Below are 26,116 nucleotides of genomic sequence, written 5' to 3' on the forward strand. Positions count from 1 at the left end.
CCTTAAAAATAATAAAAAGCATCCTCTAAATGTTCTATGTTATACTGCTTGCCCTCTTTTACAATAGCAATAATATCAAATCGAACTTCTAAATCTAATCCGTTAACGGTAACATATTCATCAACAGCTTTAACTAAATTTTTTATTTGTTTTGGTTTTACGAAATCTTGAGGATTACCAAAATCTATGGTTGATCGTGTTTTTACCTCAATAATGGCTAATGTATCTTCTTTTTGAGCGATAATATCAACTTCGGCTTTATCAAATCGGTAGTTGCGTTCAATAATATCATAGTTGTTCTCAATAAGAAAATCAACCGCTAACTGTTCACCTTTTTTGCCTAATTCGTTGTGTTGTGCCATTTTGCTAAAGTAGGGTTTATTTTGTCATTCCGCCCTCGATGCGGAATCCACTAAAGGAACTTTTAAGCCAAAAAAGGAATTATTATTTCTAATAATATGATTGTAATGTGGTATTGAAAAATCCCAAACATGAGTCATAGGATGTTTCAATTTAATATCAAAATATTCTTCATCGGTTAACTCATAAAGTGATTTATTGAACATTTGTTTAGCCAAAGATTTTCTAAAGTCTATATATTCATTGTTAATTATGGCGTTCATCTCAAAAAATATATTAAAATTCGAATTTAAATCATAAAGGCTAATTATAATATCATTTTCTTCAATCCATGGTTTTATAAGATTTTTTAAATGACCAGTAGTAATCGTTGTGTTATTATGAATTATTTGATTATTCTTTAAATAAATAATTCGTGTTTTCGGTATTATGGTATCTGAAAGCGAGAGTGTTATTGGCGGTGGTGGTACTTTGGAGATTTTCTTAAGTGAATTTGTGTAGTAACCGTCGTTCTCAATAAAGGGAAATAGCTTTTTAGTTAATATGTCATAGCTGTATCTAAACCCTAGAGAATCATCATATTCTAAATTTATTTTTCCAACGAAATTAACTTTTAAAAGATTGACAGCTTTTAATTGATAGAGCATGTCTTCAACAAACTTCATCGGTGTAGTTTTATCAATAAAAAATGTGGCAGAATAAAATGGCGTAAGTTCGCATCTTGAGCTTGCACGTTCGTTGTATACAAACTGGGGTATATCGTTTATTTCTGCATAAGAATCATTTAATCGTAAGCTTAACGAATTCGTTTTTAGGCTCTGTCCGAAATATAGGAAAATTTCATTATCGCTATTTTCTTTGAATAATGCTTGAGGGATAATGCTGTTGAGTAGATTTATTTTTAATAAAGGTTTATCCCAATTTGAAGTATCAGAAATATTTCTAACCAAAAAGATTGAATCGTTGAGTGTTAAAGTGTCTTTTTTTACATTAGCTTTAACAGAATAATCATTAAAAAGTAACTCTCTATTTTTAATTTTTAAAGAGTATTTATGCCAATAATCAAAATAAGGAAAGTTGAATTTGATTGAATCATTTTCAATGATGATACTTTTTGATTCATTATTTAAACGACTTGGTTTAACTGCAGAGTTTATCCACTTGCCTTGATATTTCGATTCATTATTGCAAGAAATGAAGCAAAAGATTACGAAGATATTGAGTATAATAGTTTTCATAATGGCTAGTTTTTGAATTAATTAGCCACAATAAAGATACCAAAACTAACCCCTAAACAAAAAGAAATCATCTTTCATGTCTTCAATTTGTCCATCTTCGTTGGTAATGATGTAATCGATGGCTTGCGTAGTAAACGCATCACCTTTTTCGGTAAGAGCCACAATGTTTTTGTTAAACTGAATCATGTTGTTTTTTAGAGCCAAATCTAATATGGTCTTACTCCGAACTTTCCCCCAATTAATATGTTCATTTAAATGATTTACATGGCGTTCCGTCTCTTCGGTATGGTTTTTTAAATGAAGTAAAAACGTAAGTAAAAGTACTTCGGTGCGTTGTTGTTTCTCTCGGTATAAAACTGCAATAACGCCTTTGTTAGGAGCAAATAAATACACGCTTAAAAACACGAGACCAAGCATGGTAGTAATAGAACCCGAAATAGAAGCATCTAACGCATGAGCGAGCCAATAACCTGCAATGGCACTAAACACACCAAAACTTATGGCATAGACGAGCATACGCTTTAAATTGTTAGTGATTAAATAGGCCGAGGCAGCAGGAGCAATCATTAGAGCAACCACCAAAATGGCACCAACAGCATCAAAAGCACCAACCGAGGTTATTGATGATATCGACATTAACCCGTAGTGAATTAACGTTGGCGAAAAGCCTAAGGAAGCCGCTAATCCAGCATCAAATGTGCTTACTTTTAATTCCTTGAAAAAGGCGATAAGCAATGTGATTGTTATAATTAAAATGCATCCAATAATCCATAAAGATTTTGGCCCAACATCAACTCTAGAAATAAGTAATCTATCAAAAGGCGCAAAGGCTAATTCACCTAAAAGAATGGCATCTACATCTAAATGTACATCGTTGGCATTTTTAGCAATTAAAATAACACCAATACTAAATAGTGTTGGAAAAACTAAACCAATAGCGGTGTCTTCTTTTACCAATCCTGTGTTTTGTATGTATTCTACCAAAACCACGGTAATAATTCCGGTAAGGGCAGCTAAAAGAATAAGTACAGGCGAGTTTAAATCTTGAGTAATAAAAAAACCAATAACAATACCTGGTAGTATAGAATGACTAATAGCATCGCTTATCATGGCCATTTTTCTGAGGACTAAAAAGGAACCTGGAATGGCGCAAGCTATGGCAACTAACGCGGCGATAAGTTGTATTTCTATTTGTGCGTTACTCATCGGTTTTGTTTTGCTGATTGTACAAATTTGAAGCTGTTTTATAACCTTCTTCGGTTAAACTCCACATGTTTCCATCTAATTCAACTAAATTTCGTTTTACCAATTTTTGAAGCGTGCCTTTGGTATAACCTTGAAAATTGTTCAGTATTTTAACCGTATGCGGATGCGAAACATTATCATGCGTATCGGCAATGTGATACATAAAGGTTAAGGTTTTATGAAGCTGTAAATCGCGTCGGTTTTTTATAAAACGAATTTGTTTAAATAGCAGTCCTCGGTTTGGAGAAAACACAAATGAGAACAACACAAAAACACCCGCGATAATTACAATTACAGGACCAGTAGAAAGGTTGTTTTGTGTGGCGCTAATAGCTGTACCAAAAACTCCAGAAAATGCGCCAAATAAAGCGGCTAAAAACACCATAACACCAAGTTTGTTGGTCCATTGTCGCGCAGCAGCAGCAGGAGCTAATAACATGGCGCTCATAAGTACGACACCTACGGTTTGTAAACCCAATACAATGGCGAGTACGATAAAAGAGGTGATTAAAATATCAATTATTTTGGTGTTAAACCCAAGAGTTTTTGTGTAATCTGAGTCAAAAAGTAAGATTTTAAATTCTTTCCAAAACAATAATAATACAACTAAACAGGCGCCAGAAACAATCGTCATAAGCCAAACGTCGCGCTCTAATAGTGTCGCTGCTTGTCCGAATAAATATTTATCCAATCCTGCTTGGTTGGCGTTAGGTTGCTTTTGAATGAAAGTAAGCAATAACATTCCGAAACCGAAAAAGAGCGACAGAATTAATCCAAGAGCCGTATCGGATTTTAAATGTGTTTTTTTGATAATACCTCGTATCCAAAATGTACCGACAAGACCACTCACTAAAGCGCCAATAAGCAACACATTTGAATCTTTTGTACCTGTGAGTAAAAAAGCAATAGCAATGCCAGGTAGCGCTGCATGAGAAATAGCATCGCCTAATAAACTCTGTTTTCTTAATACGGCGAAACTACCAAGCATGCCAGTAACCGCACCTAAAATAGCGGTGCCTAGTGTTATGGTACGCAAGGTGTAATCTGTGAAAAGTAATTCTATGTATTCTTTTATGTTCATTCTTTACAGGAATTACATCATTCTTGAATACTTACTTTGTAATTAATACCGTAAGTTTTCGTAAGGTTATCGTCATTAAAAATATCTTTTACTGGTCCGGTGGCAATTTTCTTAACATTTAAAAAGGTTACCCAATCGAAATATTCGGGAACGGTTTGTAAATCGTGGTGCACCACAATTACTGTTTTTCCTGCTTTGCGTAATTCCTTTAAAATATTAATTATGGCAATTTCGGTAGTGGCATCAACACCTTGAAATGGCTCATCCATAAAATAAATAGAAGCGTTTTGCACCAAAGCGCGCGCTAAAAATATACGTTGTTGTTGTCCACCAGATAACTGACTAATTTGTCGGTTTTTAAAGGGTAACATACCAACTTTTTCAAGGGCTTCAAGGGCTTCCTTTTTTTCTTTTTGTCCGGGGCGTTTAATCCAACCTAAACTACCATAAGTTCCCATAGTAACCACATCGAGTGCGGTGGTTGGGAAATCCCAATCAACGCTGCCTTTTTGAGGAACATAAGCCACTAAATGACGTTGTTTTTTATAAGACTTTCCGTAGATGTTTACACTACCTGCAATAGGTTTTAAAATGCCTAAAATAGATTTTATTAAGGTTGATTTTCCCGCGCCGTTTGGTCCAACAATTGCCATAAGAACACCCTCGGGAATTTCTAAATCGATATCCCAAAGAACGGGTTTGTAGTTGTATGCAACGGTGAGGTCGTCTACTTGAACTGCAATAGCACCTGTTTTTTCCGTTTTTGTTTTATCTACTTGTTGTGACATAATGTTAATAAATTTATTTATTCATTTTGCCTTGATGCAAAACCCTTCGACTACGCTCAGGATAGACCAAGCCAAAAAATCATATCAATCTGAGGAAATTCCTGCGGAACTTTTGTTTTAAAAACTTCATGCTTGAAGCTACACTTCGCAATTACGTTTTCTCACTCTCTATTTCTGCAGATTGATGATTCCGATTTTATCGGAATGTGGGACTTGGTTTCTGGTATTTTCTGGACTGTTCAAATTAAACTTTCAATTCTCTAAAAACTAAACTTATAAGTTAGCGTTTTATTCCTCTCCTTTGGAGAGGTTAGGAGAGGCTTTCAACGCGCCAACAATCGTATTCACATTGTATTTATACATACCAATGTAAGTGCCTTCAACCGTGCCTGCATTTCCTAGGGCATCAGAATATAATGTGCCGCCAATAGCTACGTCGTGGTTTTTCGATTTTACAGCAGCTTGCAAAGCTTCAATGGTGCGTTTTGGTACCGAGCTTTCCACAAAAATCGCATTCACTTTATTCTCAATAATAAAGGCTGCGAGCTTTTGTACATCTTGCACACCGGCTTCAGTGGCTGTTGATAAACCTTGTAAACCAACAACTTCAAAATGAAACGATTTTCCGAAGTAATTAAAGGCATCATGTGCTGTTACCAATATGCGTTTTTCCTGCGGAAGCGTTTCAATTATCCCTGAAATTTCCTGTTTTAAAGTTACTAATTGCGCATGATAACTTTCCCAATTTTTTCTGAAAGTTTCAGCGTGTTCTGGAGTTGCTTCTTCCAGTGTTTTTGCAACATAGGCACCGGCTTGCATCCAATAATCGATGTTAAACCAAATGTGTGGATCGTAGTTTGAGGCAAAATATTCCGAACCAATTAAAGTCGATTTGTCTAAAGCATCAGCAATAGCAACGGTTTTTTTGCTTTTCATTTTTTCAAAGACTTCAACCAATTTACCTTCAAGATGTAAACCGTTGTAAAAAATAACATCGGCGTTGGTAAGTTTTGTTACGTCGCCTTCGCTGGCTTTGTAAAGGTGCGGATCGACACCGCTTCCCATTAGACCTTTAACTTCAATAACGTCGCCACCAATGTTTTTTACCAAATCGGTAATCATGGTGGTTGTGGTTACAACGTTTAATTTGGAGTTAGATTTGGTGTTGTTTTTGCAGCTTATAAGGCTGATTGCAAGGGTTATTAAAACTATATATTTTTTCATTTTTTAAAACATTTAATTGTATTAATTTAAGCTGTATCGCATGCCAAAAAATAATCGTCGTCCTTGGTTTGGTGCATACACATACGAAGGGTCAAAAGTCAATGCATACGGATTATCGTTGGTAGCAACGACGTTACCTTGGTTGTCGAACTGTACATTTTCATCAAACGGATCTTCTGGTCTTGCGATTATAAACGGATTGCCTTTATTTGGTGTCCAGTTTAATAGGTTTTTAATGCCACCGTAAATTTCAAAATTAGTAAATCCGTTGTAGGTTAATTGAATATTTTGAATGCTCCATGTTGGCGAATATTCGCTTCTTGGGTCAAGATCACCTAAAAGCGGTAATCGCATAGGGCCATAAATGCTGCCCGTATAATCTAGCGTAAGATGTGTTGGGTAATTTTTATAGGAAACCGACCAAACTCCATTAAATTTTTCAGTTAAAATTTGTTGTGTTTTCACATCGTTTTCTGTTTTTGAAACGTCTTGATATGTTGCGCCAATTGAAGTTCTTAAATTGGCGTTTAAAACAGCATCAATATTTATGCTAGTGCCTTTTGAGGTTGAATAACCATCAAGATTACTATAGATAATTTGGTTAGGATTGGTGTCGTAATCGGGAATAATAGCATTGGTAAAATGGGTGTACCAAACGGAAGCATCGAAAGTAAACGATTCGCCTGTGTTCGTTTTGAGTGATTTTAGATAGTTAAGAGTTATATTGTATGATTGTTCAGGCTTCAAGGCTTCTTCAATCACTACATCGCGTGCTCCCGTAAGTGCAGCATGCTCTTCGGTAAATAAATTCACCACGCGAAAACCAGTGCCTGCATTTAATCTAATAATATCGTTTTTTGAAGGTTTAAAACGGTAAGCCATTCGTGGTGTAAAAATTGATCCATGGCGCTTGTCGTAATCATATCGTGCACCTAAAAGCAGATTTTGTTTTTCGTCTAATTTTATTTCATCTTGAATAAAAATTGAAGGAATAGTGACTTCATCGGCATTTGTTGTAGCGGGCGTATTATCATTGTAAAAATTATAACGAGCAGCAATACCAAAAAGTAAATCGTGATTTGTTAAGGATTTATCCCAAAGCAATTGTCCGAAACCAATGCGTTGTTTGGCGAGGTACGGTGTGTCGCCGTAAACCGAATTTTGGTCGTGATCGGAATATGAAAACTGAAAGCTAACGTTTTCAGGTATTGGTAATTGATAGTTTCCAATTAACTCATATCGTGAGGTGTAAATACTTTCGCCGTAAACTTCGTTTCCACTGCGGTATGATGAATTCCATTGCATTTCGCCACCCCATCTATCTTCATAAAAATATCTACCAGCAATAGAAAATAACTTACCGCTTTTCCGTTTAAAATTCCATTTTTGAAACACCGAAATACGATCTTGCAAGGTAACATCGGTAAAGTTATCATTGTTGTTATCAATAGGGTTGGAGTAGTTAAAATAATTCAACCCAAATAACACACTTGCTGATTTACCCACATTTGCTTTAGCTCCTAAATCGATGTTAGTTTCGCCCCAACTGGTTACAAAAGCATCCGCAGAAAAAATAGGAGCGCGATAAAAATCTTTGGTTCTTATATTAATTAATCCGCCAACGGCTTCGCTTCCGTAAAGCGACGAAGCAGGGCCTTTAACCACTTCAATTTGTTCTATTAATGCGTTTGGAATTCCTGATAAACCATAAACCGTAGATAAACCGCTAACAATGGGCATACCATCGATTAAAACTAGAGTGTAAGGTCCTTCGAGACCATTAATGTGAATGTCGCCGGTGTTACAAACATTGCAATTTAGTTGAGGTCGTACGCCATTTACATTTTGGAGTGCTTCAAAAATATTTGGTGTTGGGTTTTGTTTTAAAAATGAGGTAGAATAGACTTCAACAGGAATCGGGCTTTCTAAACGAGATACAGGTTTTAAGGTTCCAGTAACTACAATTTCGTTTAAATTATCGGTTTCTTCCAACTCAAAATTTACGGTAATATCATTCTGATTGTTAATGCTTATCTGTTTTTTAACAGATTTGTACCCAGTGAAAGAGGCGACTATTGTATAAGTGCCTTCGGAAACGTTTTTTATACTGTAATTTCCAGATTCGTTCGTGGCATTGCCTTTTGTTGTGTGTTCTAAATACACATTAACATAAGGTAAAGGCGCATTGTTTGAAGTAACTTTACCAGTTATATTTTGTGCTTTTAATATGAAAGCTAATAAAGTAAATATTATAACGAGACTACTCTTTTTCATCGACATATATAATGTTAGAGAAATCGCTATTAAGCACGATGGTGTTATTGTTTATTGAAATTTGTGTCATTTTACTTGAAGTAAATTGTTTTGACACATGAATGGTATTGCCATATTTTAAAGCATTTGCCGAACAAAAATCGAAAAACTCTTTATCGGTGCTTAATAGTCTCGAAATAATGTAATTTTTGCCTTCTGATGCTTTTGAAAGCGGTACAGATGTATCTGTAGTTGTAATTTCTCCACTTGCTGTTGGAATAGGGTCACCATGCGGATCAAATTTTGGGTTGCCCAAATAATCACTTATTTTTTCGGCTAACAAATCGGAAGTTTGATGCTCTAATAATTCGGCTTCACGATGAATATCATGTAACGATAAATCGAATAATTTAAACAATAAACTTTCCCATAAACGATGTTTACGCACAATGTTTAATGCCATTTTGTTGCCTTTTTCGGTAAGCTTTAAAGGTTGATATTTTTTATAAACGATTATATCTTTTGCTGCTAGTTTTTGAGCCATATCGGTGGCAGCGGCACTAGAAATACCAAGTTCTTTAGCAATATTACCAGGTTTTGTGTCGTTGGTATTGCTTTTTCCGTTTTTGTAAATGGCCTTTACAAAGTTTTCAATGGCTACAGACATTTAATTGGCTTTAAATTATTTTTAAGTAAGCTTAAAAATTTATTCAAATGTAGCTAAAAAAATAATATAGGCAATAAAAAATCCCTTAAATTCAATTGTTTAAGGGGTTTTGTTTTTTTTAAAAGCGTTATTTGTTTATTCGGCTTCCCACTCGGTGTGGAAAATACCTTCCATATCTAAACGCTCGTATGTGTGCGAACCAAAGTAATCGCGTTGTGCTTGTATTAGGTTTAATGGTAATCTGCTTGATGTGTACGCATCAAAATAAGTTAGCGAATTTGATAATCCCGGAACAGGAATGCCACTTTTTGCAGCATAAGCCACTAAATTTCTAGCAGAATCGACGGTTGAAGTTACTTTTTCAACAAATGCAGGTGCTAATAATAAGTTTTTAAGCTCTGGGTTGTCGTTGTAAGCATCAGTAATATCAGCTAATAACGCGGCGCGAATAATACAACCTGCTCTCCAGATTTTGGCAATAACTGCGATGTCACAGCCGTAATCATATTCTTTAGAAGCATCGGTTAATTGGTGCAAGCCTTGAGCATAAGTAACTATATAAGCAAAATACAGTGCTTCTTCGGCTAGTTTAATTAATTCTGCTTTATCAATGGCTTCTGGCGTTGGTTTTCCGTAAAGCTCATCAGCAATAATACGCTCATCTTTTAAAGCTGAAATTTCACGCATACTTACCGCAATATCAATGCTTGGTACAGGAATACCTAAGTCCATAGCATTTTGCGAGGTCCATTTTCCAGTGCCTTTTTGTTTGGCTTTATCAAGAATTTTATCAACTAAATCGCCTTCACCTTTATCATCTTTTTCGGTGAAAATATCAGCAGTAATTTCAACTAAAAACGATTGTAAGCGTCCTTCGTTCCATTCTGCATAGGTTTTATGAAGCTCTTCGTTTGTTAATCCGCCAGCTTTTTTAAGTAAATCGTAAATTTCACTGGTTAGTTGCATCAGGCCGTATTCAATGCCATTGTGAACCATTTTTACATAGTTTCCAGCAGATTTTCTTCCCATGTAAGCCACACAAGGCTCACCTTTATATTTTGCCGAAACAGCTTCAAAAATAGGTTGTACCACTTTATAAGCTTCAGCATCGCCACCAGGCATAATACTTGGGCCTTTTCTAGCGCCTTTTGCACCACCAGAAACACCTGCACCAAAAAAGTGAATACCTTTTTCTTCTAAATACGCATCGCGTCTGTCGGTATCGGTGTAAAATGAGTTTCCACCATCAATAATAATGTCGCCTTTATCAAGATGCGGAATTAAACTTTCAATAACAATATCTACAATTTTTCCAGCAGGAACTAAAAGCATGATTTTTCGTGGTACGCTTAATGCATCAACAAAGGTTTTTAAATCGGTTGAAGCATTTACTTTTTGAGCATTGCCACCTTCTTCAATTAAAGCATCTACTTTTTCTTGGTCTGTATCGTGCCCAAAAGCCGTAAAGTTGTTGTCGGAAACATTTAATATAAAATTACGCCCCATTACGCCAAGGCCAACTAATCCAAAATCATATTTTTTGTCACTCATAATTAGTAGTTAAATTGTTTTGTAAAAATCGGCAAAAACCTTTATGTGCTTAGAAAGATAGTGTATCTTAGTTGCCGAGAAAATATCTATTCAAAAGTAAAATAAAATATTTAGTTATCCATTAAAAATGGAGCTTAAAAACGTTACTTTCAAAAAATTATTTAATACTTATGAAATCTATAGACAGGCAGATGCTAATTATTTTTGGAGCATCGGGCGATTTAACTAAACGTAAATTAATTCCAGCATTATACGAGCTTCATAAAGGCAACTTTTTACCTAAAAACTTTGTGGTTTTGGGAACGAGTAGAAGCGATTTAACCGACGACGATTTTAGAAATCGCGTGGTTTTTAATAGTGAATTTTTAAAGGATGAATCTGAACATGCCGAAGCAACTAAAGCAGAGTTTGCAAAAAAACTATTTTATAAAGATTTAGGTGATGGCTACGATACCGATTTTACACCGCTTAAAGAAAAAATACACGTTTTAAATGATGAGTTTAAAATAAACCACAATTTTGTATTTTACTTTTCGTTGCCACCAAGTATTTACGAAACGGTTGCGAAAAATTTAGCTGCAGTAGATTTAAGTGTTGAAGGTGTGGGCTGGAAACGTTTAATTGTTGAAAAACCTTTTGGTTACAGTCTAGAAACTGCAAAAGAACTTAATAAAGGGTTACAAAAATACTTTAGAGAATCGCAGATTTACCGCATAGACCATTATTTAGGTAAAGAAACGGTACAAAACCTATTGGTGACACGTTTCTCGAATACCATTTTTGAGCCGCTTTGGAACCGAAATTACATTCGCCATATAGAAATTACAAATGCTGAAAGTGTTGGTGTGGGCAATCGCGGTGGGTATTACGACAAATCTGGAGCGCTGCGCGATATGTTTCAAAACCATTTAATGCAAATTGTGTCTATTGTGGCTATGGAACCGCCTATTAGCGACGACCCTGAAGAAATTCGTAACGAAAAGGTAAAAGCTTTAAAGGCGTTGCGTATTATGGAGGATGATGAAACCATATTCGATCATACGATAAAAGGACAATACACATCGGCTGTAATAAATGGTGAAATCGTAAAAGGATATCGTCAAGAAGAAGGTGTTGCGCCAGATTCTATTACCGAAACCTTTGCTGCTATTAAGTTTTATATTGATAATTGGCGCTGGAAAGATGTACCTTTTTATGTGCGAACAGCTAAACGTATGCCAACCAAGGTTACCGAAATAGTGATTCATTTTAAACCGTCGCATCACCATATTTTTAAAGATCAAGATTTTGATACTGATAATAAATTGGTAATACGTATTCAGCCAGATGAAGGTATTTTAATAAAATTTGGAGTAAAAGTACCAGGACAAGGCTTTAATGTAGAGCGTGCTAATATGGATTTTTATTATTCCGATTTAGATGAAGGCAACAATATAATGGAAGCTTACGAACGTTTACTTCTTGATGCCATGCAAGGTGATGCTACGCTTTATGCGCGTGCTGATGAGGTTGAAGCAGCATGGGCTTTTGTTGATCCTATTTTAAAGTATTGGAATGAGAGCAAATCGGCTACAGTACATGGTTATTCTGCAGGTGTTTGGGGACCTTTACATGCAGACGACTTAATTGAAGGTCGTGGTTTTTGGCGTAACCCAAGTAAGAATTTAGCAGACGAACCTAGCTATTGTGTTTTAAATATTAAGAAAAATGGAAAGAAAAATATATAAAGATAAAGCTGAAGTTTCTAAATACTTCGCACTGTATTTAAAGGAACTTATAAAAACTAATGAAAAAGTAACCATTGCGCTTTCGGGCGGCAGTACACCAAAAGTTATTTTTGATTATATAGCTGAAAATTTTAATGATTTAGATTGGAGCAAAGTGCTTTTATATTGGGGTGATGAGCGTTGTGTGCCGCCAACCGATAGCGAAAGCAATTATAAAATGACAGTCGATCATTTAATTTCTAAAATTGATATTCCTGAAGCTAATATTTTTAGAGTTTTAGGTGAAGATACGCCAGCAGACGAAGCCGTGCGCTACTCGCAAGTTTTAAACGATACGCTAGAAACAGAAAATGATATACCGCAATTCGATTTAGTCATTCTTGGAATGGGCGACGATGGACATACAGCTTCTATTTTCCCGCATGAAATTGATCTTTGGGATGCTAGTGAAAACTGTGTTGTTGCAATTCATCCAGATTCAGGGCAACGTCGCGTATCGATTACAGGAAAGATTATAAATAACGCGAAACAAGTGGCATTTTTAGTAACGGGCGCTAATAAAGCCGAAAAAGTTGATGAGATTTTTAATCAATCGGAAGCAGCGAAAGATTATCCAGCGGCTTTAGTAAATCCAACTTCAGGAAATTTATATTGGTTTCTTGATGAAGATGCTGCCAAAAAATTGTAGACTGAGTTTCTGTTGTAAGAATTAATATGAGTTCAACATAAACTCATAAAGAACTGTTCAAATAAGAATCTGTAAACTAAAATAAAATGGCGTGTCACCCTGAACTCGTTTCAGGGTCTCATAGCAACAAGTTGATTTTTAGATGATGTGATTTGAGATGCTGAAACAAGTTCAGCATGACAGAATAGAGGTGAAATAATCGGTAGCTACAATCCAATAGCTTTGAAACAGCTTTATCTTAATTTGGTTTCGACTGCGCTTAACGCAACTATGGATGGTTACGTGGTTTGGTTGCGATTTAACAAAGAAACCAAAGGAAAATCCAACGGATTTTCCGATTAGAAACAGATCAAGCAGCTATTTCTAGACATTGTTATGTTGTCGTTTTTATTTTTTAATGCACTCCAATTCCGTCAAACATTAGCAGACTAATAGCAGTGTCTTTGTGTTTTTTTCCTTCGTAAACTTGCGTAATCTCAAATTTCAGTTTTGTTTCTCTATTAGCTGGAAATTTTATTTCTCCGATGTCAATTGTTTGAATTTCGAATGAATCCAAAAGGTCTAGAATCGCATAAGGTTTATCGTTTAAATAAACTTTAAGTTGTTTAATTCGAGAATTGTTTTCCCAAATCTGTTTATTTTTTTTGTAACCGTTTGCTAGTAAAATTCGATTAATACCTAAACCACCTTTATATCCTTTTATTTCGTTAAAGTCAAAACAATATTCAATAAATTCTCCAACCCCAAAATCAGGTTTTCCCTCAATCCAAGCTGTGTTTTTGTTAAAATCATGAGCATTTTTCGGTGAGTAATTTATTTCGTTATTTTCTTTCAATTCAGATGAAGCGTTAATCGATTTTACAGAACCACCACAATACCAACTGCAACCTTTCAAAAAGATTAGTTCTCCTATAGGTTTGTCAGGTGCTTCATAATCTTCATAGTCAAAAAATTCAGAATCTGTTCTTTGAACTGCTTGGATTGTTTTCAATTCTTGCGAAAACAAGATTGAACTAAAGGTTAGAAAAAATATCGTTAATTTAAGTTTCATATCGTTTTTCTCGAATACACCACAAGTTGACATAAGATTTAAAAAGTTCTGGTAATCAAAATGTATTAACCGCACCCACAATTTTGGTTACCACAACTTTTGGAGTCTTTCTTTTTAGGTTTCCAGAAAAACTTTCTAACTAAAAAAACGACAGCAAAAGCAACGGTAATGGTAACGAGCATGTTTTGTATTATCGAGTTCATAGTGCTTCAGTCGTAGTTACATCCAAATCATTTCAAAAATTGATAGGCTATTAAAGCTACAATATAGGCTAATCCGCTCATTGCACCTAATTGTATTAATGGCCACTTCCAACTATTAGTTTCACGTTTCACAATAGCCAAAGTACTCATGCATTGCATTGCGAACGCATAAAATAATAATAAAGAAATGCCAGATGCTAAAGTAAACACTTTGGTGCCGTTGTTGTGTGTTTCGACAGCCATTTTACTTTTTATCGTGTCTTCATCTTCATTATCATTGGCGCTTCCTACGCTGTAAATAGTGGCTAAGGTACCCACAAAAACCTCCCGTGCAGCAAACGATGTTACTAAACCAATACCAATTTTCCAATCGTAACCCAACGGACGAATAGCTGGCTCAATCGCTTTTCCAATAATGCCAATATAGCTCGATTCTAGCTTAAACGAAGCTACTTTATCGTCTAATTCGGTTTCATCTAAATTTGGATATTCCGTTTTTACAATGTTTTCAGCGTTATTAAAATTCTCACCAGGACCATAAGAAGCTAAAAACCATAAAATAATAGAAATAGCTAGAATAATTTTACCAGCTTCAAGTACAAAAGTCTTTGTTTTTTCTAAAACGGTTATCGCTACGTTTTTAAATAATGGCACTTTGTAACTTGGCATTTCTATAACAAAATAGCTTTTGCTTTTAATCTTTAATATTTTGTTTAAAATATACGCCGACACTATCGCGGTTAAAAACCCAATAATGTAAAGTCCCATTAAGGTTAGCGCTTTATAGCTCATACCTAAGAACGAACCTTCTGGAATTACCAGAGCAATAATAATAACGTAAACCGGTAAACGCGCCGAACAAGTAGTAAACGGTGTAACTAGAATGGTAATAAGGCGTTCTTTCCAGTTTTCAATATTTCTTGCGGCCATAACGGCAGGAATTGCACAGGCATTACCAGAAATTAGTGGCACAACACTTTTTCCGCTTAGTCCAAAACGTTTCATTAGGTTGTCCATTAAAAACACCACGCGACTCATATAACCGCTTTCTTCAAGCAGTGCAATAAACAAAAATAGAAATGCAATGGGCGGAATAAAGACCATAACGCCACCAACACCAGCAATAATACCATCGGATAATAAGTTGGTAAACGCACCGGCGGGCAGGGTGTTTTTAACCCAATCGGCTAAACTTGCAAAGGCTTCATCAATTAAATCTGTTGGCGGACCAGCCCATTCGTAAACCGCTTGAAACATTAAAAATAAAATCACAAAAAATATGGCGTAACCCCAAACTTTGTGGGTTAATATTCTGTCGAGTTTTATTCTTAAATCGGTAGCAGTACTTAAATCTACAGTTAAACCTTTTTTAAGCACATTATTTATAAACTGATAGCGCTTTATGGTTTCCTTTTGCTGTAGTTTTTTTAAATCGGCTTCACTTTTAGTTTTAAAATCTTCAACCTGATTAAAAGTATCGCGCTCAATTTTGCCAAAATTAACATCTTGAGTAATCACTAACCACAACTTGTAGGGCAGTTGATTTTTAAAGGCATCACTTAAACGCTTAAAATAATCAGGATCTATGTCGCTCACATTCAAGCAGGGTTCTGTGTTTAAGCTTTGGTAGTCTTCAATAAGCGCTTTTAAATTATCAATCCCCGTTTTTTTACGCGTACTGATAAGCGCTATTTTGGTATTTAGCTCTTTTTCAAGCGCATTAATATCTAACGAAATTCCTTTTTTCTCCATTCTATCGGCCATATTAATGACTAAAATGGTCGGGATTTCTAAGTTTTTAATTTGGGTGTAGATTAGTAGATTACGTTTCAAATTTTCAACATCGGCAACCACAACAGCCACATCCGGAAAATCTTTGTCGTTTTTATTTAAAAGAAGTTCAATAACCACACTTTCATCCAACGACGATGCGTTAAGGCTGTAAGTACCAGGTAAATCAATAATATGAGCTTTGGTGCCGTTAGTAAGTTTGCAAGAACCTTCTTTTTTTTCAACCGTAATACCAGGGTAATTTCCAACCTTTTGGTTTAATCCGGTAAGTGCATTAAATACTGAGGTTTTACCGGTATTTGGATTACCAATTAAAGCGACATTAATTTGTTTACTCATCTGCTATTTTTTCAATTAATACAAGAGTTGCAGTTTCTTTTCTAATAGCAAGATGCGCCCCATTTATGTTTAAGTACATAGGGTCTTTAAACGGTGCAAGCTGTACCAATTCTACGGTATTACCAGGTAAGCAGCCCATTTCTAAAAGTTTTAACGGAATAAGGTTAGACGAAACATCTGTAATAACAGCGCGTTCGCCACGTTTTAAATGTGCTAAAGTGTATTGCAAACTTATTTAGATTGATTTTAAAGAAGCAAAAATAATGTAAAAAAGCTTCAGGTTCAAAAGTTTCAGGTTTAAAGTTTTCTAAATAAAACAGGGTTTTTAAGGGCATTACCCAAAGGGTCGGGCTTTCCGCTAGTAGTTTTGGCTCGATGTGCGCCTCGCCAAAAGCTATCCGCTGCAATCCCTAATGCAAGTAGCAGTTACTGTTTATATTCTTCCTTTAAAATGGCTATATCGTCTAGTAATCGGTTAATCTCTTCTTTATCCGTGCCATCGTAAAACCCGCGAATTTGTCGTTTTTTATCAATAAGCATAAAGTTTTCGGTGTGTATCATATCAAACGGTCCTGCATCACCAAAATCTTTTACAGCCAAATAGCTCTTTCTGGCGAGTTCATAAATTTGTTTTTTATCGCCGGTAACCAAATTCCATTTTTTATCAATAACACCTTTTCGTTTGGCGTAACGTTTTAATTGCGCGACCGAATCAATTTTTGGTGTTACGGTATGTGATAGTAGCATAACCTCATCATCATTAATAATTTCTTTCTGTATATCGCTCATATGGTCGGTCATAATGGGGCAAATCGTTTGGCAGGTGGTAAAAAAGAAATCGGCTACATAAATTTTATCCTTATAAGTCTCTTGGGTTATTGTGTCTCCATTCTGGTTAATAAGCTTAAAATTGGCAATTTTGTGGTATTTTCGTTGGTGTTGTATGGTGCTATCAACCAATTGCTCATCTACCATAGCAGGCTGATAAATGTTTAAAGGCTGATAAACATTTAAAGTATTATAAATTAAAGCCAAAATAACTGCCGAAATTATTAAAAACACAATGGCAAACTTCTTGTAGTCTTTAAAAAAGGTTAACATAAATCTAGAAATTTACACAAAAATACATTGAAAATTAGAGCTTAAAAATATATATGGGCTATAAATTATTGTTAAATACCACTTCAAAAATTATTAAGCTTTTTAAAGTTGGTTTAAAAATGTACTTTTGTGCGATTCTAAAAAATTGATAGAAAACATACTATGGAGTTTGTAATAAAAATTTCTCAGTTTTTACTGAGTTTGTCTTTGCTTATTGTTCTTCACGAATTAGGGCATTTTATACCAGCAAAGGCTTTTAAAACACGAGTAGAAAAATTTTACTTGTTTTTTGATGTAAAGTTCTCATTATTTAAGAAAAAAATAGGCGAAACCGTTTACGGTATTGGTTGGTTACCCCTTGGTGGTTATGTGAAAATCTCGGGAATGATAGATGAAAGTATGGATACCGAACAAATGGCCAAAGAACCACAACCTTGGGAATTTCGCTCTAAACCTGCATGGCAACGTTTAATTATTATGCTTGGTGGTGTTACCGTAAATTTTTTATTAGCCATACTTATTTACATTGGTATGAGTTACTATTATGGCGATAGATTTTTACCAAACAAAAATGTTGTAGATGGGGTTTTAATTGAAAATACCGTTGCGAATAAAGCTGGTTTATATACAGGAGATAAAATTCTTGCTGTAGATGGTAAAACCATAAATAATTTCTCCGAGATTTCAGAAAAGGTGTTATTTGGAAAAGAAATTAGCATTGAGCGCGATGGTGTAAAATCTACCGTAACGATGCCGGAGGATTTCTTGGCGCAGTTAATAGATTCTAAAGAAAAAGATTTTATAGATTTAAGAGAACCTTTTATTATCGTAGAAGTTCCAGATTCGTCGAGCAACAAAGTTAGCGGGTTACAAAAAGGAGATATTGTAGTTGGATTAAATAATGTAAAAACTAAGTATGCCGATCAAGTTAAAAAGGCTTTAGAAACTTTTAAAGGTCAAGAGGTGACTGCAACCGTAAAGCGTAAAGAAACCGAAATAAACGTGCCTTTAAAAATAAACAATGAGGGCAAATTAGGATTGGTTTATGCTTCTGGTTCAACACCAAAAACGTTAGAAACTCTTGGTTACTATAAATTCGAAACCAAGAAATACGGGTTCTTTGAGTCCTTTCCTGTAGGCTTAAATAAAGCTAAAGAAAAGATGGTGTCTTATTGGGATCAATTAAAAGCTATTTTTACACCAAGTACAGGAGCTTATAAAGGTGTTGGTGGTTTTAAAGCCATTTACGATATATTTCCTGAGTTTTGGAGCTGGCAAGTGTTTTGGAGTATTACAGCCTTTTTATCAATTATGTTAGGCGTTTTAAATCTATTACCAATTCCAGCACTTGATGGCGGACATGTTATGTTTTTACTTTATGAAATGATTTCAGGTAGAAAACCAGGTGATAAATTTATGGAATATGCCCAAATGGTTGGTTTTTTTATACTTATAGCACTCGTGTTGTTTGCCAACGGAAATGATATTTACAAGGCGCTGTTTAATTAAATGTGCAAATAGAAAATTTTTTAAATAATTTTTTTGTTTAAGTTTTGTATAAATTAAAATAACTTATATATTTGCGCTCGCTAAGACAAAGCACAACCTTCCTCAGTAGCTCAGTTGGTTAGAGCATCTGACTGTTAATCAGAGGGTCGCTGGTTCGAGCCCAGCCTGAGGAGCAAAAAGCCTAACAGAAATGTTGGGCTTTTTTTGTGGATTAAACTTTCCTTATTATACCTGCATTAAGCACATTACCCACATTTTATCAATTTTGACAAATTGCCAACTTTTTATAAAAAAAAGGTTGCACTTGAGGTTGCAGTCTAAATTTAAAAGGTTGCAGTTGTCAATTTCTATTAAAAATTAAAAATATGAATAAACATAAATTAAACATACTATTCGTCATATCAGTAAGTAGAACTAGAATAGATAATCGGGCTCCTCTTAGCTGTAGATTAACTTATAATAAAGAAAGGAAGTCTTTTGCCGTCGGTCAATTTATAAATCCAAAAAATTGGGATAGTAAAAAACAATTGGTGAAACCGCCAGAACCTGATAGAGATAATATCAACCAACAATTAAGCCTTATTAAAACAAAAATTAATAGGGCTTTTTTATTGCTTCAAATTCAGGAAAGAAGTTTTACAGTAAATGATATATATAACGCTTATTTAGGTAAAAAAGCTACACAAAATTATAGTCTAATTGAGTTTTACGAAAACTATTTAAATAAGCTGAAAACACTTGTAGGTATTGATATAAAGCAAGTAACCTATAATAAATTTGAATATATTAAAAATGACGTAAAAAGTTACATTAAATGGAAGTATAAAACTAATGATATTCGGTTAAAAGAATTAAAGCCAAATTTTTTAACAGAGTTGGAGTACTACTATAAAACTCAGCATGAGCCACCATTAAAGCAAGTTACCATAAACAAGAAAATTCAAAGGCTTAGAAAAGTAGTTCGGGTTGCTGTAGCAGAAGATTTTCTAGAAAAAGACCCATTTTTGCTTTACAAAGCTAAAAATGTTACAAAACAAGTTGTTTTCTTATCATCTGATGAACTTCAAAAGTTAGAAAGTTACAACTTTAAACAACAAAGGTTAAATTTTATTCGTGATTTGTTTATTTTTTGTTGTTATACTGGGTTACCATATAACGAGTTGATGAAATTGAAAGCTAAACACTTGGTTAAAGGTTTTGATAACAATTTATGGATTAAAATAAAACGAGATAAAACATTGAGAGAACTATCCGTACCTCTATTACCTAAGGCAGAAAAAATTTTAACTTTTTACCAGAATAAAGGGAGCGATATTTTTCCTCGAATTAGTAATCAGCGTTATAATTCATATTTAAAAGAAATTGCTAGCATTGTTGGTATAGATAAGAATTTGACAACCCATATGGCTCGAAGAACATTTGCTAGTACTGTTCTGCTTTATAATAATGTACCTATAGAGATAGTAAGTGAGTTATTAGGGCATTCTAATATAAAAATAATGCAAGATAGTTATGGAAAGGTAGTTCAAAAAAGAATTAGTTTGGAAATTAAAAAATTAAGGGATGATTAATTTTTCCCAACTCGAGCGTATCTCATTAGTAAATTATTGTTGAAACTCTATTGGTGTATATTTAAAAGTTTTGCTGCTAGTTAAAAGATTAATGTACTTGGACAGAATTTGTCAAGATGTTAACTTTTTTCAAATATTACAATTGTTATATCTCAAAATCAAAAAGTTCGTAAATATTTACATTTAGCGCTTCCGATATTATAATCATGGTTTTGAGTGTAGTATTGGTTCTTCCGTTTTCGATTCTAGAAATACTCGTTTTTTCTAAATCACAACTTGCAGCTAAATCAAGTTGAGACATTTTTTTACTCAATCTTATTTTCTTAAGCTGTTTGCCAAATTCCTTCTGGTAGGTAAGTATTTTTTTTGAATCTATTGACATTTATGTCAATGATACTTTTTAAATTAGCTCATAGGGTAAGCATATATGTCAACAATTAATAAAATCAAAGACAATGGATTACAATACAGCTTTTGAAATATATTATAATGATTTTTTAAGAGAGTTTGGAGAGCGTAAAATTAGGAGTATTCAAAAAACAATCAATAATTCTAAACATACTAGAAGTTTACTAAATCAGTGTTATTTAAGGAAAATTTGCCCAAATCCAATTGATTTAAGACAAAGTATGTTGAGTAATATTAAGCTTTCATTGTCAAGTAAGGCAGTTGGTATTTTTGCAATGGCATTGCTGCTTAAAAAATTTAATGATGAAGTTAATATAAATGATTGCATCGTTTTAGATAGTGAAGTTTTAGATGTTTTTACAAGGCTTAACAGCACATATAATTATTAAAATTAGTATGGATAAATTAAAATTAGTTTTAGGATTAATAATGGCATTTACTATTGTAGGTATTTTGGTGTCTATATTTGATGGTGCAGAGCTTGGAGCTTTTGGAGGTATAATAATTTTACTTGTGTTTTTTGCTTCAATCATTGGTGTGCTTTTTGTTTCTGATTATTTTGAGAATAAAGCTAAAAAGCATAATGTTAAGAAACAGTTAGAAAAAAGAGAATTATGGAAGGAAGTGCTCGCCAAAAAACCAATACGGGCAAATACTTCTGAAACAAAGAAAAATAGAATTCCTAGTTCATTTGACTCAAATGAAGCAGCAAATAAGATGATATGGGAAACGGTATTTAAAACATTAGATATTTCAAATGAATTAGAAGTTGTTATAAGGTCTTTTTTTATTGCTGACAAAATTGATTTTTTTAAATATGGTGATAATGAAAGGGTTAACCTTGCGCTTTTTCCTAATGGGTTAGATATATGGAGAAAACTTAATTATGTACTACCTTATTTTACCGAGTCTTTAAAATTTCAACCCAGTCCTACTTTTGAAAAATATTTCTCAAAAGATATAATGAAAAGGAGCTTAGGCGTTGTAGATTGGTTTACAATAGCATATCCAGATGTAGAGGTATGGGTTAAGAATAATATGGAAGAGTGCGGTAAAGAAATTAATGGTAAGAAACAATATTACATAACGGACGGAGCTTTTAACAATAATGCATATCGATATTTTATAGACACATATAAAGTGGTTTGTAAAAAAAAATTGGAATGCTCAGTTTAATTTTTAAAATAAATATGCAGATAAGATTTCCCGATAAAGGCAATTTTCAAAACCAAGTGTTGATAATCAATAGTAAGACACATATACGCCCAACTTTGTTTTATGAAAGAGTGTTTTACCAGAATAACAAAAAAATCATTAAGGAATACATAAATGATAAAATTTCATGTTCTTACGAGGAGGAAATATTTAATCATTTTATTATAACGAAAGGTTTTAGTGTAGAAGGTAAGCTGTCTTCTACAGAAGTAATTTATTTTGATTATGAGGGTATTCCCTATATGAGCTACTCAGAAGTTAAAAATAGTAATGGAGAACTAGATATTTGTTACAGGCGTATTTATCCGAATGGAAAGCAATCGTTAAAAGGTTTTAAAGATTTTTTCTCGTGCTATTATAATATTCACGACAATTAAATAACGCGACAACTTTTCAAAAAATATTATAAAATTTTTTTTGAAACTTTTTTATATCCGTAAACAGTCAATAATTAACAAACCACCCCTCCCTAATCTGCGGAGGGGAATGGCTCCCCGTCATTGTTTAATTAAATTTTAAAATCATGGTAAAAGTTATTGATTTCAAAAAAAGAGAATCTAAAACAGGTGAAGAATTTTTTGTTTTAGTATTACAAGGAGGTATAACACCAGTAAAAAGTAAGGAATCTGGTAAAATGTACTTTACTGCCAAAACTGCAACGGCACCAACAACGTTTGACGAGGAGACTTGCCAGCAAATTATAGGTCAGGAATTTCCAGGTAAAATTGTTAAAGTTGATGTGGAACCGTATGAATATGCCTTGCCAGAAACAGGAGAGATAATCACTTTAGAGCATCGTTGGGAGTATCAAGATGAGTCTATGCCAATAGTTCAAGATAACGTAGTTGAGGAAGAAGAAGTTATGTAATTTATTAGTTACAAAATATTAAAAAGAGGCATTATAGCCTCTTTTTTTTATGGTTATATATTAAATATTAATGTAGTTAATAGTTTTAAATAAATTAATTATGGAATTAAAACAAGCTAAGAGAGAGCAAGTAAAATTAAAAATAGGTATTAGCGGAGCTTCAGGATTTGGGAAAACTTATTCCGCGTTGCTTTTAGCTTATGGTATTACAGGTGATTACAGTAAAATAGCTATTATTGATACCGAGAATCAATCTGCAAACTTATATTCACATTTAGGTAATTATAATACCTTAAGTTTAAGTGCTCCCTATTCACCAGAAAAATATGTTCAAGCCATTCAGGTTTGCGAAAAAGCTAAAATAGAGGTAATTATTATAGATAGTATAACACACGAATGGAATGGTACAGGAGGGTGTTTACAGATTCATGAGCAGTTAGGTGGCAGATTTCAAGATTGGGCATCAGTAACACCACGTCATCAGTTGTTTATTGATAAAATATTACAAACTAATTGTCATGTGATAACAACTGCCAGACGAAAAATTGATTATTCAATGGATTCGGATGGGAATGGTAAAACTAAAGTTGTTAAACATGGTACCAAGGAAATTACAAGAGAAGGCTATGAGTATGAGTTAACTGTAAATTTTGAGTTAATAAACGATAAGCATCTTGTTAAAGCTTCAAAGGACAGAACAGGGTTGTTTTCAAATAAACCAGAATTTGTAATTAATGCATCAACAGGGAAGAAATTAGTTTTTTGGTGTAATAATGGAAGTGATTTAGCAGATGCGAGAAAAGAAATTGCTAAATGCGAAACTCTTGAAGGTTTAAGGCATATTTATGCAAAATACCCTAATTATCAAACAGTAATTAAAAGCGATATTTTGGAAAGAAAAAACCTAATAGAAACGGTTAACCATAATATTGTGCCTAATTCAGAAATTATTGAATTTAAAAACATAAATAATGGAACTACAACAAGTTAGAAAATCCCTTGTCATACCAGAACAGGATGTTATAGTTAATTCAACGTTATCTAAACCATTTATAAAGGCTAACACAAAAGAGGTTAGCCTTTTACATTTAAAAAAAGATTGTACTATTCCCGTATTTAGTAAGGATAATGAATGTACGGTGGCTCATCACGAATTTATTAATGCTGTTGATACTAGTGTAAAAGCTATTTTTTCAGGGCAGCGAATTTTAAGTCCAGAATTGCGTGTTAGTCATGTAATAAAAGGTCGGATACCAGAAGCTATTGGTAAACCTGTAAAGGATTTAAAAGAGACTGAAAAAACAATTTATTACGAAAGGATGATGTTTAAAATTGATATACCAACAATATCTGAGTCTATTAGTGGTAATAAGTTAAATTTAGTAGTAGGTGGTGTTCGTGCCTATAATCAGGAGAATCTATATAGTAAAAAGAATTTTGAAAAATTTAAGGTTTTCATTGGTTTTAAAAATATAGTATGTACGAATCTGTGTGTAAGTAGTGATGGTCTGGTAGAAGAGTTAAGAGCGGTTAGCGTCGATGAACTAAAGGCAAAAGTTTTAGATATGTTGGGGAGGTATGAAATGCAAAACCACTTAAATACTTTAAAAAGCTTATCTCAATATAGTTTAACTGAAAAGCAGTTTGCTAAGTTTTTGGGTAAATGTCGAATGTATAATTATTTGCCTAAACCAGAAAAGGGAAATATACCTGCATTATTATTAAATGATGGGCAGATTAACACCGTTGCAAAGGGGTATTATGATGATAATAACTTTTCAAGGCAAGAAGACGGTAGTATTAGTTTATGGAAGGTTTACAATTTGCTAACAGAAGCAACAAAAAGTAGCTACATTGATTCTTTTTTGACTAGAAGTTTAAACTCGTATGAGCTTATTCAAAAGCTAGCTGATTCACTGCAAAATGATATACCTATATGGTATTTAAATTAATAATACATAGCTAAACATGCCCTTTTTAAAAAATAGGGCATTTTATTTTAATCACATGGATAACAAAGATTTCTCCGAATTATGGAGGTACTGCTCTCCTAGTAGTATTTTGGTAATTACGTGGTATGGTAAACTTAAGACTTTGTATTGTCCCATAACCGTAAAAGTTAAGAAAAAAGTTGGCAAGTTGTCGGTTGGAGATTATGCAAAGGTTGAAGAAGTCAAACTTTCCTCTTCTGGTAAAACAGTTTTTATAATTAATAAGCAGGCATATTATTATAATTATTTCGACATTTTAACCCATTTGTGATAAATACAGGGCTAAAATTAAAATCTATAGATTGGCTTTATGCTGTATTTTGTTTGAAATTTGTACTTTTCAATACAGGTTAACATTCTTTTGAGACGGTTTAGCCTTTAAAGAAAACCACTGAAAATGAATCGTAAATAACGTCTTCGTGCCTATTTAAATGGCACGGAGTTAGTTATTAAAAATTGTTTATATGAATTTTAATTTTTTTTACCCTAATGTTAGTTTAGTAGATTTTTTCATCGAAGAAAAAATAGGTTTTATTAAGCATAGGTTTTTTGCTAATGGAATTGATGTAAAAAATGGTCAATTTAAGCGTGTCTTTATGGTACCAAGTAATGATATGATTTACGACATAATATTCGATGAAGATGGTGAAGAGAAAAAAATACCTACATGGCAATATTATCCAGAAGAAAAGGAATTAGATTTTTTCGACGATTATTTTTTCCCTTTACTTAGAATAGTGAAAAATAAGTATGTCGATAATTTTAACGCTAAATTAAATCAAGATATACACGCTCCAGATTCTAAAATGTACTTTATTGAGAGTGAAATAAATTTAATTAATTCATACTCAAATGCCTTGAACAATATTAGTTTGTACGCAAATTATAATACTGCAAAAGACAGAACAAAAATCGTTTTAGAAGAAATTATAAATATTTTGAAAAGTAAAATGCCAAATTCTTTTTCTGATTTTAATGCAGATAAAATAATGTTTAATCTAAATAAAAAGGAAGTATGTCAGTTATTTCAGAAATTATCAGATCTAGGTTTTGTTAATAAAGACCAAGCTCAAGAAAAGGAACTAGGCGCTTTGTTAGAAAAACATTTCTTGTATTATAATGAAAAGTCAAAAAAATACATGAGTATGGATAAAGCTTATAATTATTTTTCAACGTTAAGAACAGATGCTGCATATGCTACACCTTCAAAGAAATTAAAAAAAATCACATTTTGAAATTTAAATAAT

The 26,116-nt window shown here is 33.5% G+C and carries 27 protein-coding genes and 1 tRNA gene; 13 read left to right on the plus strand and 15 right to left on the minus strand.

Features of this window, described 5'->3' with window-relative positions; genetic code table 11:
• Positions 1-2: 2 nt before the first annotated feature.
• From PK35_RS15375 to gndA, 9 genes are all read right to left on the minus strand, one after another.
• A complete protein-coding gene (locus PK35_RS15375) occupies positions 3-362 on the minus strand; it encodes a YraN family protein (RefSeq protein ID WP_044627466.1) in 360 nt (119 codons plus the stop codon).
• 24 nt (positions 363-386) lie between these two features.
• The gene (locus PK35_RS17230; protein ID WP_052826036.1) at positions 387-1,598 is read right to left on the minus strand and encodes a hypothetical protein; all 1,212 of its coding nucleotides are present in this window, start codon (positions 1,596-1,598) and stop codon (positions 387-389) included.
• Between the two features lie 45 nt (positions 1,599-1,643).
• Positions 1,644-2,804, minus strand: a complete 1,161-nt coding sequence (locus PK35_RS15385) for a metal ABC transporter permease (RefSeq protein ID WP_044627467.1) — start codon at positions 2,802-2,804, stop codon at positions 1,644-1,646.
• Positions 2,797-3,924 carry a metal ABC transporter permease gene (locus PK35_RS15390; protein ID WP_044627468.1) on the minus strand — a complete coding sequence of 376 codons (1,128 nt, stop codon included), beginning with the start codon at positions 3,922-3,924 and terminating at the stop codon, positions 2,797-2,799. The genes PK35_RS15385 and PK35_RS15390 overlap by 8 nt, the downstream gene beginning before the upstream one ends.
• A 17-nt stretch (positions 3,925-3,941) precedes the next feature.
• Positions 3,942-4,712, minus strand: a complete 771-nt coding sequence (locus tag PK35_RS15395; protein ID WP_044627469.1) for a metal ABC transporter ATP-binding protein — start codon at positions 4,710-4,712, stop codon at positions 3,942-3,944.
• A 288-nt stretch (positions 4,713-5,000) separates the two neighbouring features.
• Positions 5,001-5,936 carry a metal ABC transporter solute-binding protein, Zn/Mn family gene (locus PK35_RS15400; protein ID WP_044627470.1) on the minus strand — a complete coding sequence of 312 codons (936 nt, stop codon included), beginning with the start codon at positions 5,934-5,936 and terminating at the stop codon, positions 5,001-5,003.
• A 21-nt stretch (positions 5,937-5,957) separates the two neighbouring features.
• On the minus strand, positions 5,958-8,210 hold the full coding sequence (locus PK35_RS15405) for a TonB-dependent receptor (protein WP_044627471.1): 2,253 nt from the start codon (positions 8,208-8,210) through the stop codon (positions 5,958-5,960).
• A complete protein-coding gene (locus PK35_RS15410) occupies positions 8,197-8,856 on the minus strand; it encodes a metal-dependent transcriptional regulator (protein WP_044627472.1) in 660 nt (219 codons plus the stop codon). The genes PK35_RS15405 and PK35_RS15410 overlap by 14 nt, the downstream gene beginning before the upstream one ends.
• 135 nt (positions 8,857-8,991) lie before the next feature.
• A complete protein-coding gene (gene gndA, locus PK35_RS15415) occupies positions 8,992-10,407 on the minus strand; it encodes an NADP-dependent phosphogluconate dehydrogenase (RefSeq protein ID WP_044627473.1) in 1,416 nt (471 codons plus the stop codon).
• 170 nt (positions 10,408-10,577) lie between these two features.
• Here gndA and zwf point away from each other — a divergent pair, with 170 nt between their 5' ends.
• Both zwf and pgl read left to right on the plus strand, forming a co-directional pair.
• Positions 10,578-12,134, plus strand: coding sequence for a glucose-6-phosphate dehydrogenase (gene zwf / locus PK35_RS15420; protein WP_044627474.1), 1,557 nt, complete (start codon positions 10,578-10,580; stop codon positions 12,132-12,134).
• Positions 12,115-12,822, plus strand: a complete 708-nt coding sequence (pgl, locus tag PK35_RS15425) for a 6-phosphogluconolactonase (RefSeq protein WP_044627475.1) — start codon at positions 12,115-12,117, stop codon at positions 12,820-12,822. The genes zwf and pgl overlap by 20 nt, the downstream gene beginning before the upstream one ends.
• 394 nt (positions 12,823-13,216) lie before the next feature.
• On the opposite strand, the gene PK35_RS15430 is transcribed toward pgl, so the two are convergent.
• From PK35_RS15430 to PK35_RS15445, 5 genes are all read right to left on the minus strand, one after another.
• Positions 13,217-13,873 carry an NADase-type glycan-binding domain-containing protein gene (locus tag PK35_RS15430; RefSeq protein ID WP_131474424.1) on the minus strand — a complete coding sequence of 219 codons (657 nt, stop codon included), beginning with the start codon at positions 13,871-13,873 and terminating at the stop codon, positions 13,217-13,219.
• A gap of 65 nt (positions 13,874-13,938) precedes the next feature.
• A complete protein-coding gene (locus PK35_RS17455) occupies positions 13,939-14,076 on the minus strand; it encodes a FeoB-associated Cys-rich membrane protein (protein WP_082048606.1) in 138 nt (45 codons plus the stop codon).
• Between the two features lie 27 nt (positions 14,077-14,103).
• Entirely contained in the window at positions 14,104-16,206 is a 2,103-nt protein-coding gene (gene feoB / locus PK35_RS15435; protein ID WP_044627477.1) for a ferrous iron transport protein B, read from the minus strand.
• Entirely contained in the window at positions 16,199-16,435 is a 237-nt protein-coding gene (locus PK35_RS15440) for a FeoA family protein (RefSeq protein WP_044627478.1), read from the minus strand. Before PK35_RS15440 ends, feoB begins: the two co-directional genes overlap by 8 nt.
• Before the next feature lie 197 nt (positions 16,436-16,632).
• Complete coding sequence (locus tag PK35_RS15445) at positions 16,633-17,307, minus strand: SCO family protein (RefSeq protein WP_044627479.1); 675 nt, start codon at positions 17,305-17,307, stop codon at positions 16,633-16,635.
• A 162-nt stretch (positions 17,308-17,469) separates the two neighbouring features.
• Here PK35_RS15445 and rseP point away from each other — a divergent pair, with 162 nt between their 5' ends.
• The 3 genes from rseP (at position 17,470) to PK35_RS15460 (ending at position 20,387) form a co-directional block, all read left to right on the plus strand.
• A complete protein-coding gene (rseP, locus tag PK35_RS15450) occupies positions 17,470-18,816 on the plus strand; it encodes an RIP metalloprotease RseP (RefSeq protein ID WP_044627480.1) in 1,347 nt (448 codons plus the stop codon).
• 99 nt (positions 18,817-18,915) lie between these two features.
• A tRNA-Asn gene (locus PK35_RS15455) sits at positions 18,916-18,989 on the plus strand.
• 192 nt (positions 18,990-19,181) lie between these two features.
• Entirely contained in the window at positions 19,182-20,387 is a 1,206-nt protein-coding gene (locus tag PK35_RS15460; protein WP_044627481.1) for a site-specific integrase, read from the plus strand.
• A 145-nt stretch (positions 20,388-20,532) separates the two neighbouring features.
• On the opposite strand, the gene PK35_RS15465 is transcribed toward PK35_RS15460, so the two are convergent.
• On the minus strand, positions 20,533-20,769 hold the full coding sequence (locus PK35_RS15465; RefSeq protein WP_044627482.1) for a helix-turn-helix domain-containing protein: 237 nt from the start codon (positions 20,767-20,769) through the stop codon (positions 20,533-20,535).
• A 73-nt stretch (positions 20,770-20,842) separates the two neighbouring features.
• Here PK35_RS15465 and PK35_RS15470 point away from each other — a divergent pair, with 73 nt between their 5' ends.
• The 8 genes from PK35_RS15470 to PK35_RS15505 all read left to right on the plus strand — a co-directional run bounded on the left by PK35_RS15470 (position 20,843) and on the right by PK35_RS15505 (position 26,104).
• Positions 20,843-21,184, plus strand: a complete 342-nt coding sequence (locus tag PK35_RS15470) for a hypothetical protein (protein WP_044627483.1) — start codon at positions 20,843-20,845, stop codon at positions 21,182-21,184.
• Between the two features lie 7 nt (positions 21,185-21,191).
• Positions 21,192-21,971, plus strand: a complete 780-nt coding sequence (locus PK35_RS15475; RefSeq protein WP_131474425.1) for a hypothetical protein — start codon at positions 21,192-21,194, stop codon at positions 21,969-21,971.
• Between the two features lie 14 nt (positions 21,972-21,985).
• On the plus strand, positions 21,986-22,387 hold the full coding sequence (locus PK35_RS15480; RefSeq protein ID WP_131474426.1) for a hypothetical protein: 402 nt from the start codon (positions 21,986-21,988) through the stop codon (positions 22,385-22,387).
• A gap of 146 nt (positions 22,388-22,533) precedes the next feature.
• Positions 22,534-22,878: a hypothetical protein gene (locus PK35_RS15485; protein WP_044627486.1), complete on the plus strand. Its 345-nt coding sequence runs from the start codon at positions 22,534-22,536 to the stop codon at positions 22,876-22,878.
• Positions 22,879-22,978: 100 nt separating this feature from the next.
• On the plus strand, positions 22,979-23,869 hold the full coding sequence (locus tag PK35_RS15490; RefSeq protein ID WP_044627487.1) for an AAA family ATPase: 891 nt from the start codon (positions 22,979-22,981) through the stop codon (positions 23,867-23,869).
• Positions 23,850-24,830 (plus strand): DUF3871 family protein, encoded by a 981-nt coding sequence (locus tag PK35_RS15495; RefSeq protein WP_044627488.1) that lies wholly within the window; start codon positions 23,850-23,852, stop codon positions 24,828-24,830. The genes PK35_RS15490 and PK35_RS15495 overlap by 20 nt, the downstream gene beginning before the upstream one ends.
• A gap of 55 nt (positions 24,831-24,885) precedes the next feature.
• Complete coding sequence (locus PK35_RS15500) at positions 24,886-25,140, plus strand: hypothetical protein (RefSeq protein ID WP_044627570.1); 255 nt, start codon at positions 24,886-24,888, stop codon at positions 25,138-25,140.
• A 193-nt stretch (positions 25,141-25,333) separates the two neighbouring features.
• The gene (locus tag PK35_RS15505) at positions 25,334-26,104 is read left to right on the plus strand and encodes a hypothetical protein (protein ID WP_044627489.1); all 771 of its coding nucleotides are present in this window, start codon (positions 25,334-25,336) and stop codon (positions 26,102-26,104) included.
• Positions 26,105-26,116: the final 12 nt, after the last annotated feature.

Source organism: Neotamlana nanhaiensis, assembly GCF_000943555.1.
GTDB lineage: Bacteria > Bacteroidota > Bacteroidia > Flavobacteriales > Flavobacteriaceae > Neotamlana > Neotamlana nanhaiensis.

Excerpts from the sequence above, each read along its gene's own strand:
- PK35_RS15410 (WP_044627472.1), bottom strand. The coding sequence starts at position 8,856 with ATGTCTGTAGCCATTGAAAACTTTGTAAAGGCCATTTACAAAAACGGA.
- PK35_RS15475 (WP_131474425.1), top strand. The coding sequence starts at position 21,192 with ATGGATAAATTAAAATTAGTTTTAGGATTAATAATGGCATTTACTATT.
- PK35_RS15480 (WP_131474426.1), top strand. The coding sequence starts at position 21,986 with ATGCAGATAAGATTTCCCGATAAAGGCAATTTTCAAAACCAAGTGTTG.
- PK35_RS15505 (WP_044627489.1), top strand. The coding sequence starts at position 25,334 with ATGAATTTTAATTTTTTTTACCCTAATGTTAGTTTAGTAGATTTTTTC.
- PK35_RS15445 (WP_044627479.1), bottom strand. The coding sequence starts at position 17,307 with ATGTTAACCTTTTTTAAAGACTACAAGAAGTTTGCCATTGTGTTTTTA.
- PK35_RS15375 (WP_044627466.1), bottom strand. The coding sequence starts at position 362 with ATGGCACAACACAACGAATTAGGCAAAAAAGGTGAACAGTTAGCGGTT.
- PK35_RS17230 (WP_052826036.1), bottom strand. The coding sequence starts at position 1,598 with ATGAAAACTATTATACTCAATATCTTCGTAATCTTTTGCTTCATTTCT.
- PK35_RS15495 (WP_044627488.1), top strand. The coding sequence starts at position 23,850 with ATGGAACTACAACAAGTTAGAAAATCCCTTGTCATACCAGAACAGGAT.
- pgl (WP_044627475.1), top strand. The coding sequence starts at position 12,115 with ATGGAAAGAAAAATATATAAAGATAAAGCTGAAGTTTCTAAATACTTC.
- zwf (WP_044627474.1), top strand. The coding sequence starts at position 10,578 with ATGAAATCTATAGACAGGCAGATGCTAATTATTTTTGGAGCATCGGGC.
- PK35_RS15465 (WP_044627482.1), bottom strand. The coding sequence starts at position 20,769 with ATGTCAATAGATTCAAAAAAAATACTTACCTACCAGAAGGAATTTGGC.
- PK35_RS15470 (WP_044627483.1), top strand. The coding sequence starts at position 20,843 with ATGGATTACAATACAGCTTTTGAAATATATTATAATGATTTTTTAAGA.
- PK35_RS15395 (WP_044627469.1), bottom strand. The coding sequence starts at position 4,712 with ATGTCACAACAAGTAGATAAAACAAAAACGGAAAAAACAGGTGCTATT.
- feoB (WP_044627477.1), bottom strand. The coding sequence starts at position 16,206 with ATGAGTAAACAAATTAATGTCGCTTTAATTGGTAATCCAAATACCGGT.
- gndA (WP_044627473.1), bottom strand. The coding sequence starts at position 10,407 with ATGAGTGACAAAAAATATGATTTTGGATTAGTTGGCCTTGGCGTAATG.
- PK35_RS15490 (WP_044627487.1), top strand. The coding sequence starts at position 22,979 with ATGGAATTAAAACAAGCTAAGAGAGAGCAAGTAAAATTAAAAATAGGT.
- PK35_RS15405 (WP_044627471.1), bottom strand. The coding sequence starts at position 8,210 with ATGAAAAAGAGTAGTCTCGTTATAATATTTACTTTATTAGCTTTCATA.
- rseP (WP_044627480.1), top strand. The coding sequence starts at position 17,470 with ATGGAGTTTGTAATAAAAATTTCTCAGTTTTTACTGAGTTTGTCTTTG.
- PK35_RS15390 (WP_044627468.1), bottom strand. The coding sequence starts at position 3,924 with ATGAACATAAAAGAATACATAGAATTACTTTTCACAGATTACACCTTG.
- PK35_RS15460 (WP_044627481.1), top strand. The coding sequence starts at position 19,182 with ATGAATAAACATAAATTAAACATACTATTCGTCATATCAGTAAGTAGA.
- PK35_RS17455 (WP_082048606.1), bottom strand. The coding sequence starts at position 14,076 with ATGAACTCGATAATACAAAACATGCTCGTTACCATTACCGTTGCTTTT.
- PK35_RS15385 (WP_044627467.1), bottom strand. The coding sequence starts at position 2,804 with ATGAGTAACGCACAAATAGAAATACAACTTATCGCCGCGTTAGTTGCC.
- PK35_RS15430 (WP_131474424.1), bottom strand. The coding sequence starts at position 13,873 with ATGAAACTTAAATTAACGATATTTTTTCTAACCTTTAGTTCAATCTTG.
- PK35_RS15400 (WP_044627470.1), bottom strand. The coding sequence starts at position 5,936 with ATGAAAAAATATATAGTTTTAATAACCCTTGCAATCAGCCTTATAAGC.
- PK35_RS15485 (WP_044627486.1), top strand. The coding sequence starts at position 22,534 with ATGGTAAAAGTTATTGATTTCAAAAAAAGAGAATCTAAAACAGGTGAA.
- PK35_RS15500 (WP_044627570.1), top strand. The coding sequence starts at position 24,886 with ATGGATAACAAAGATTTCTCCGAATTATGGAGGTACTGCTCTCCTAGT.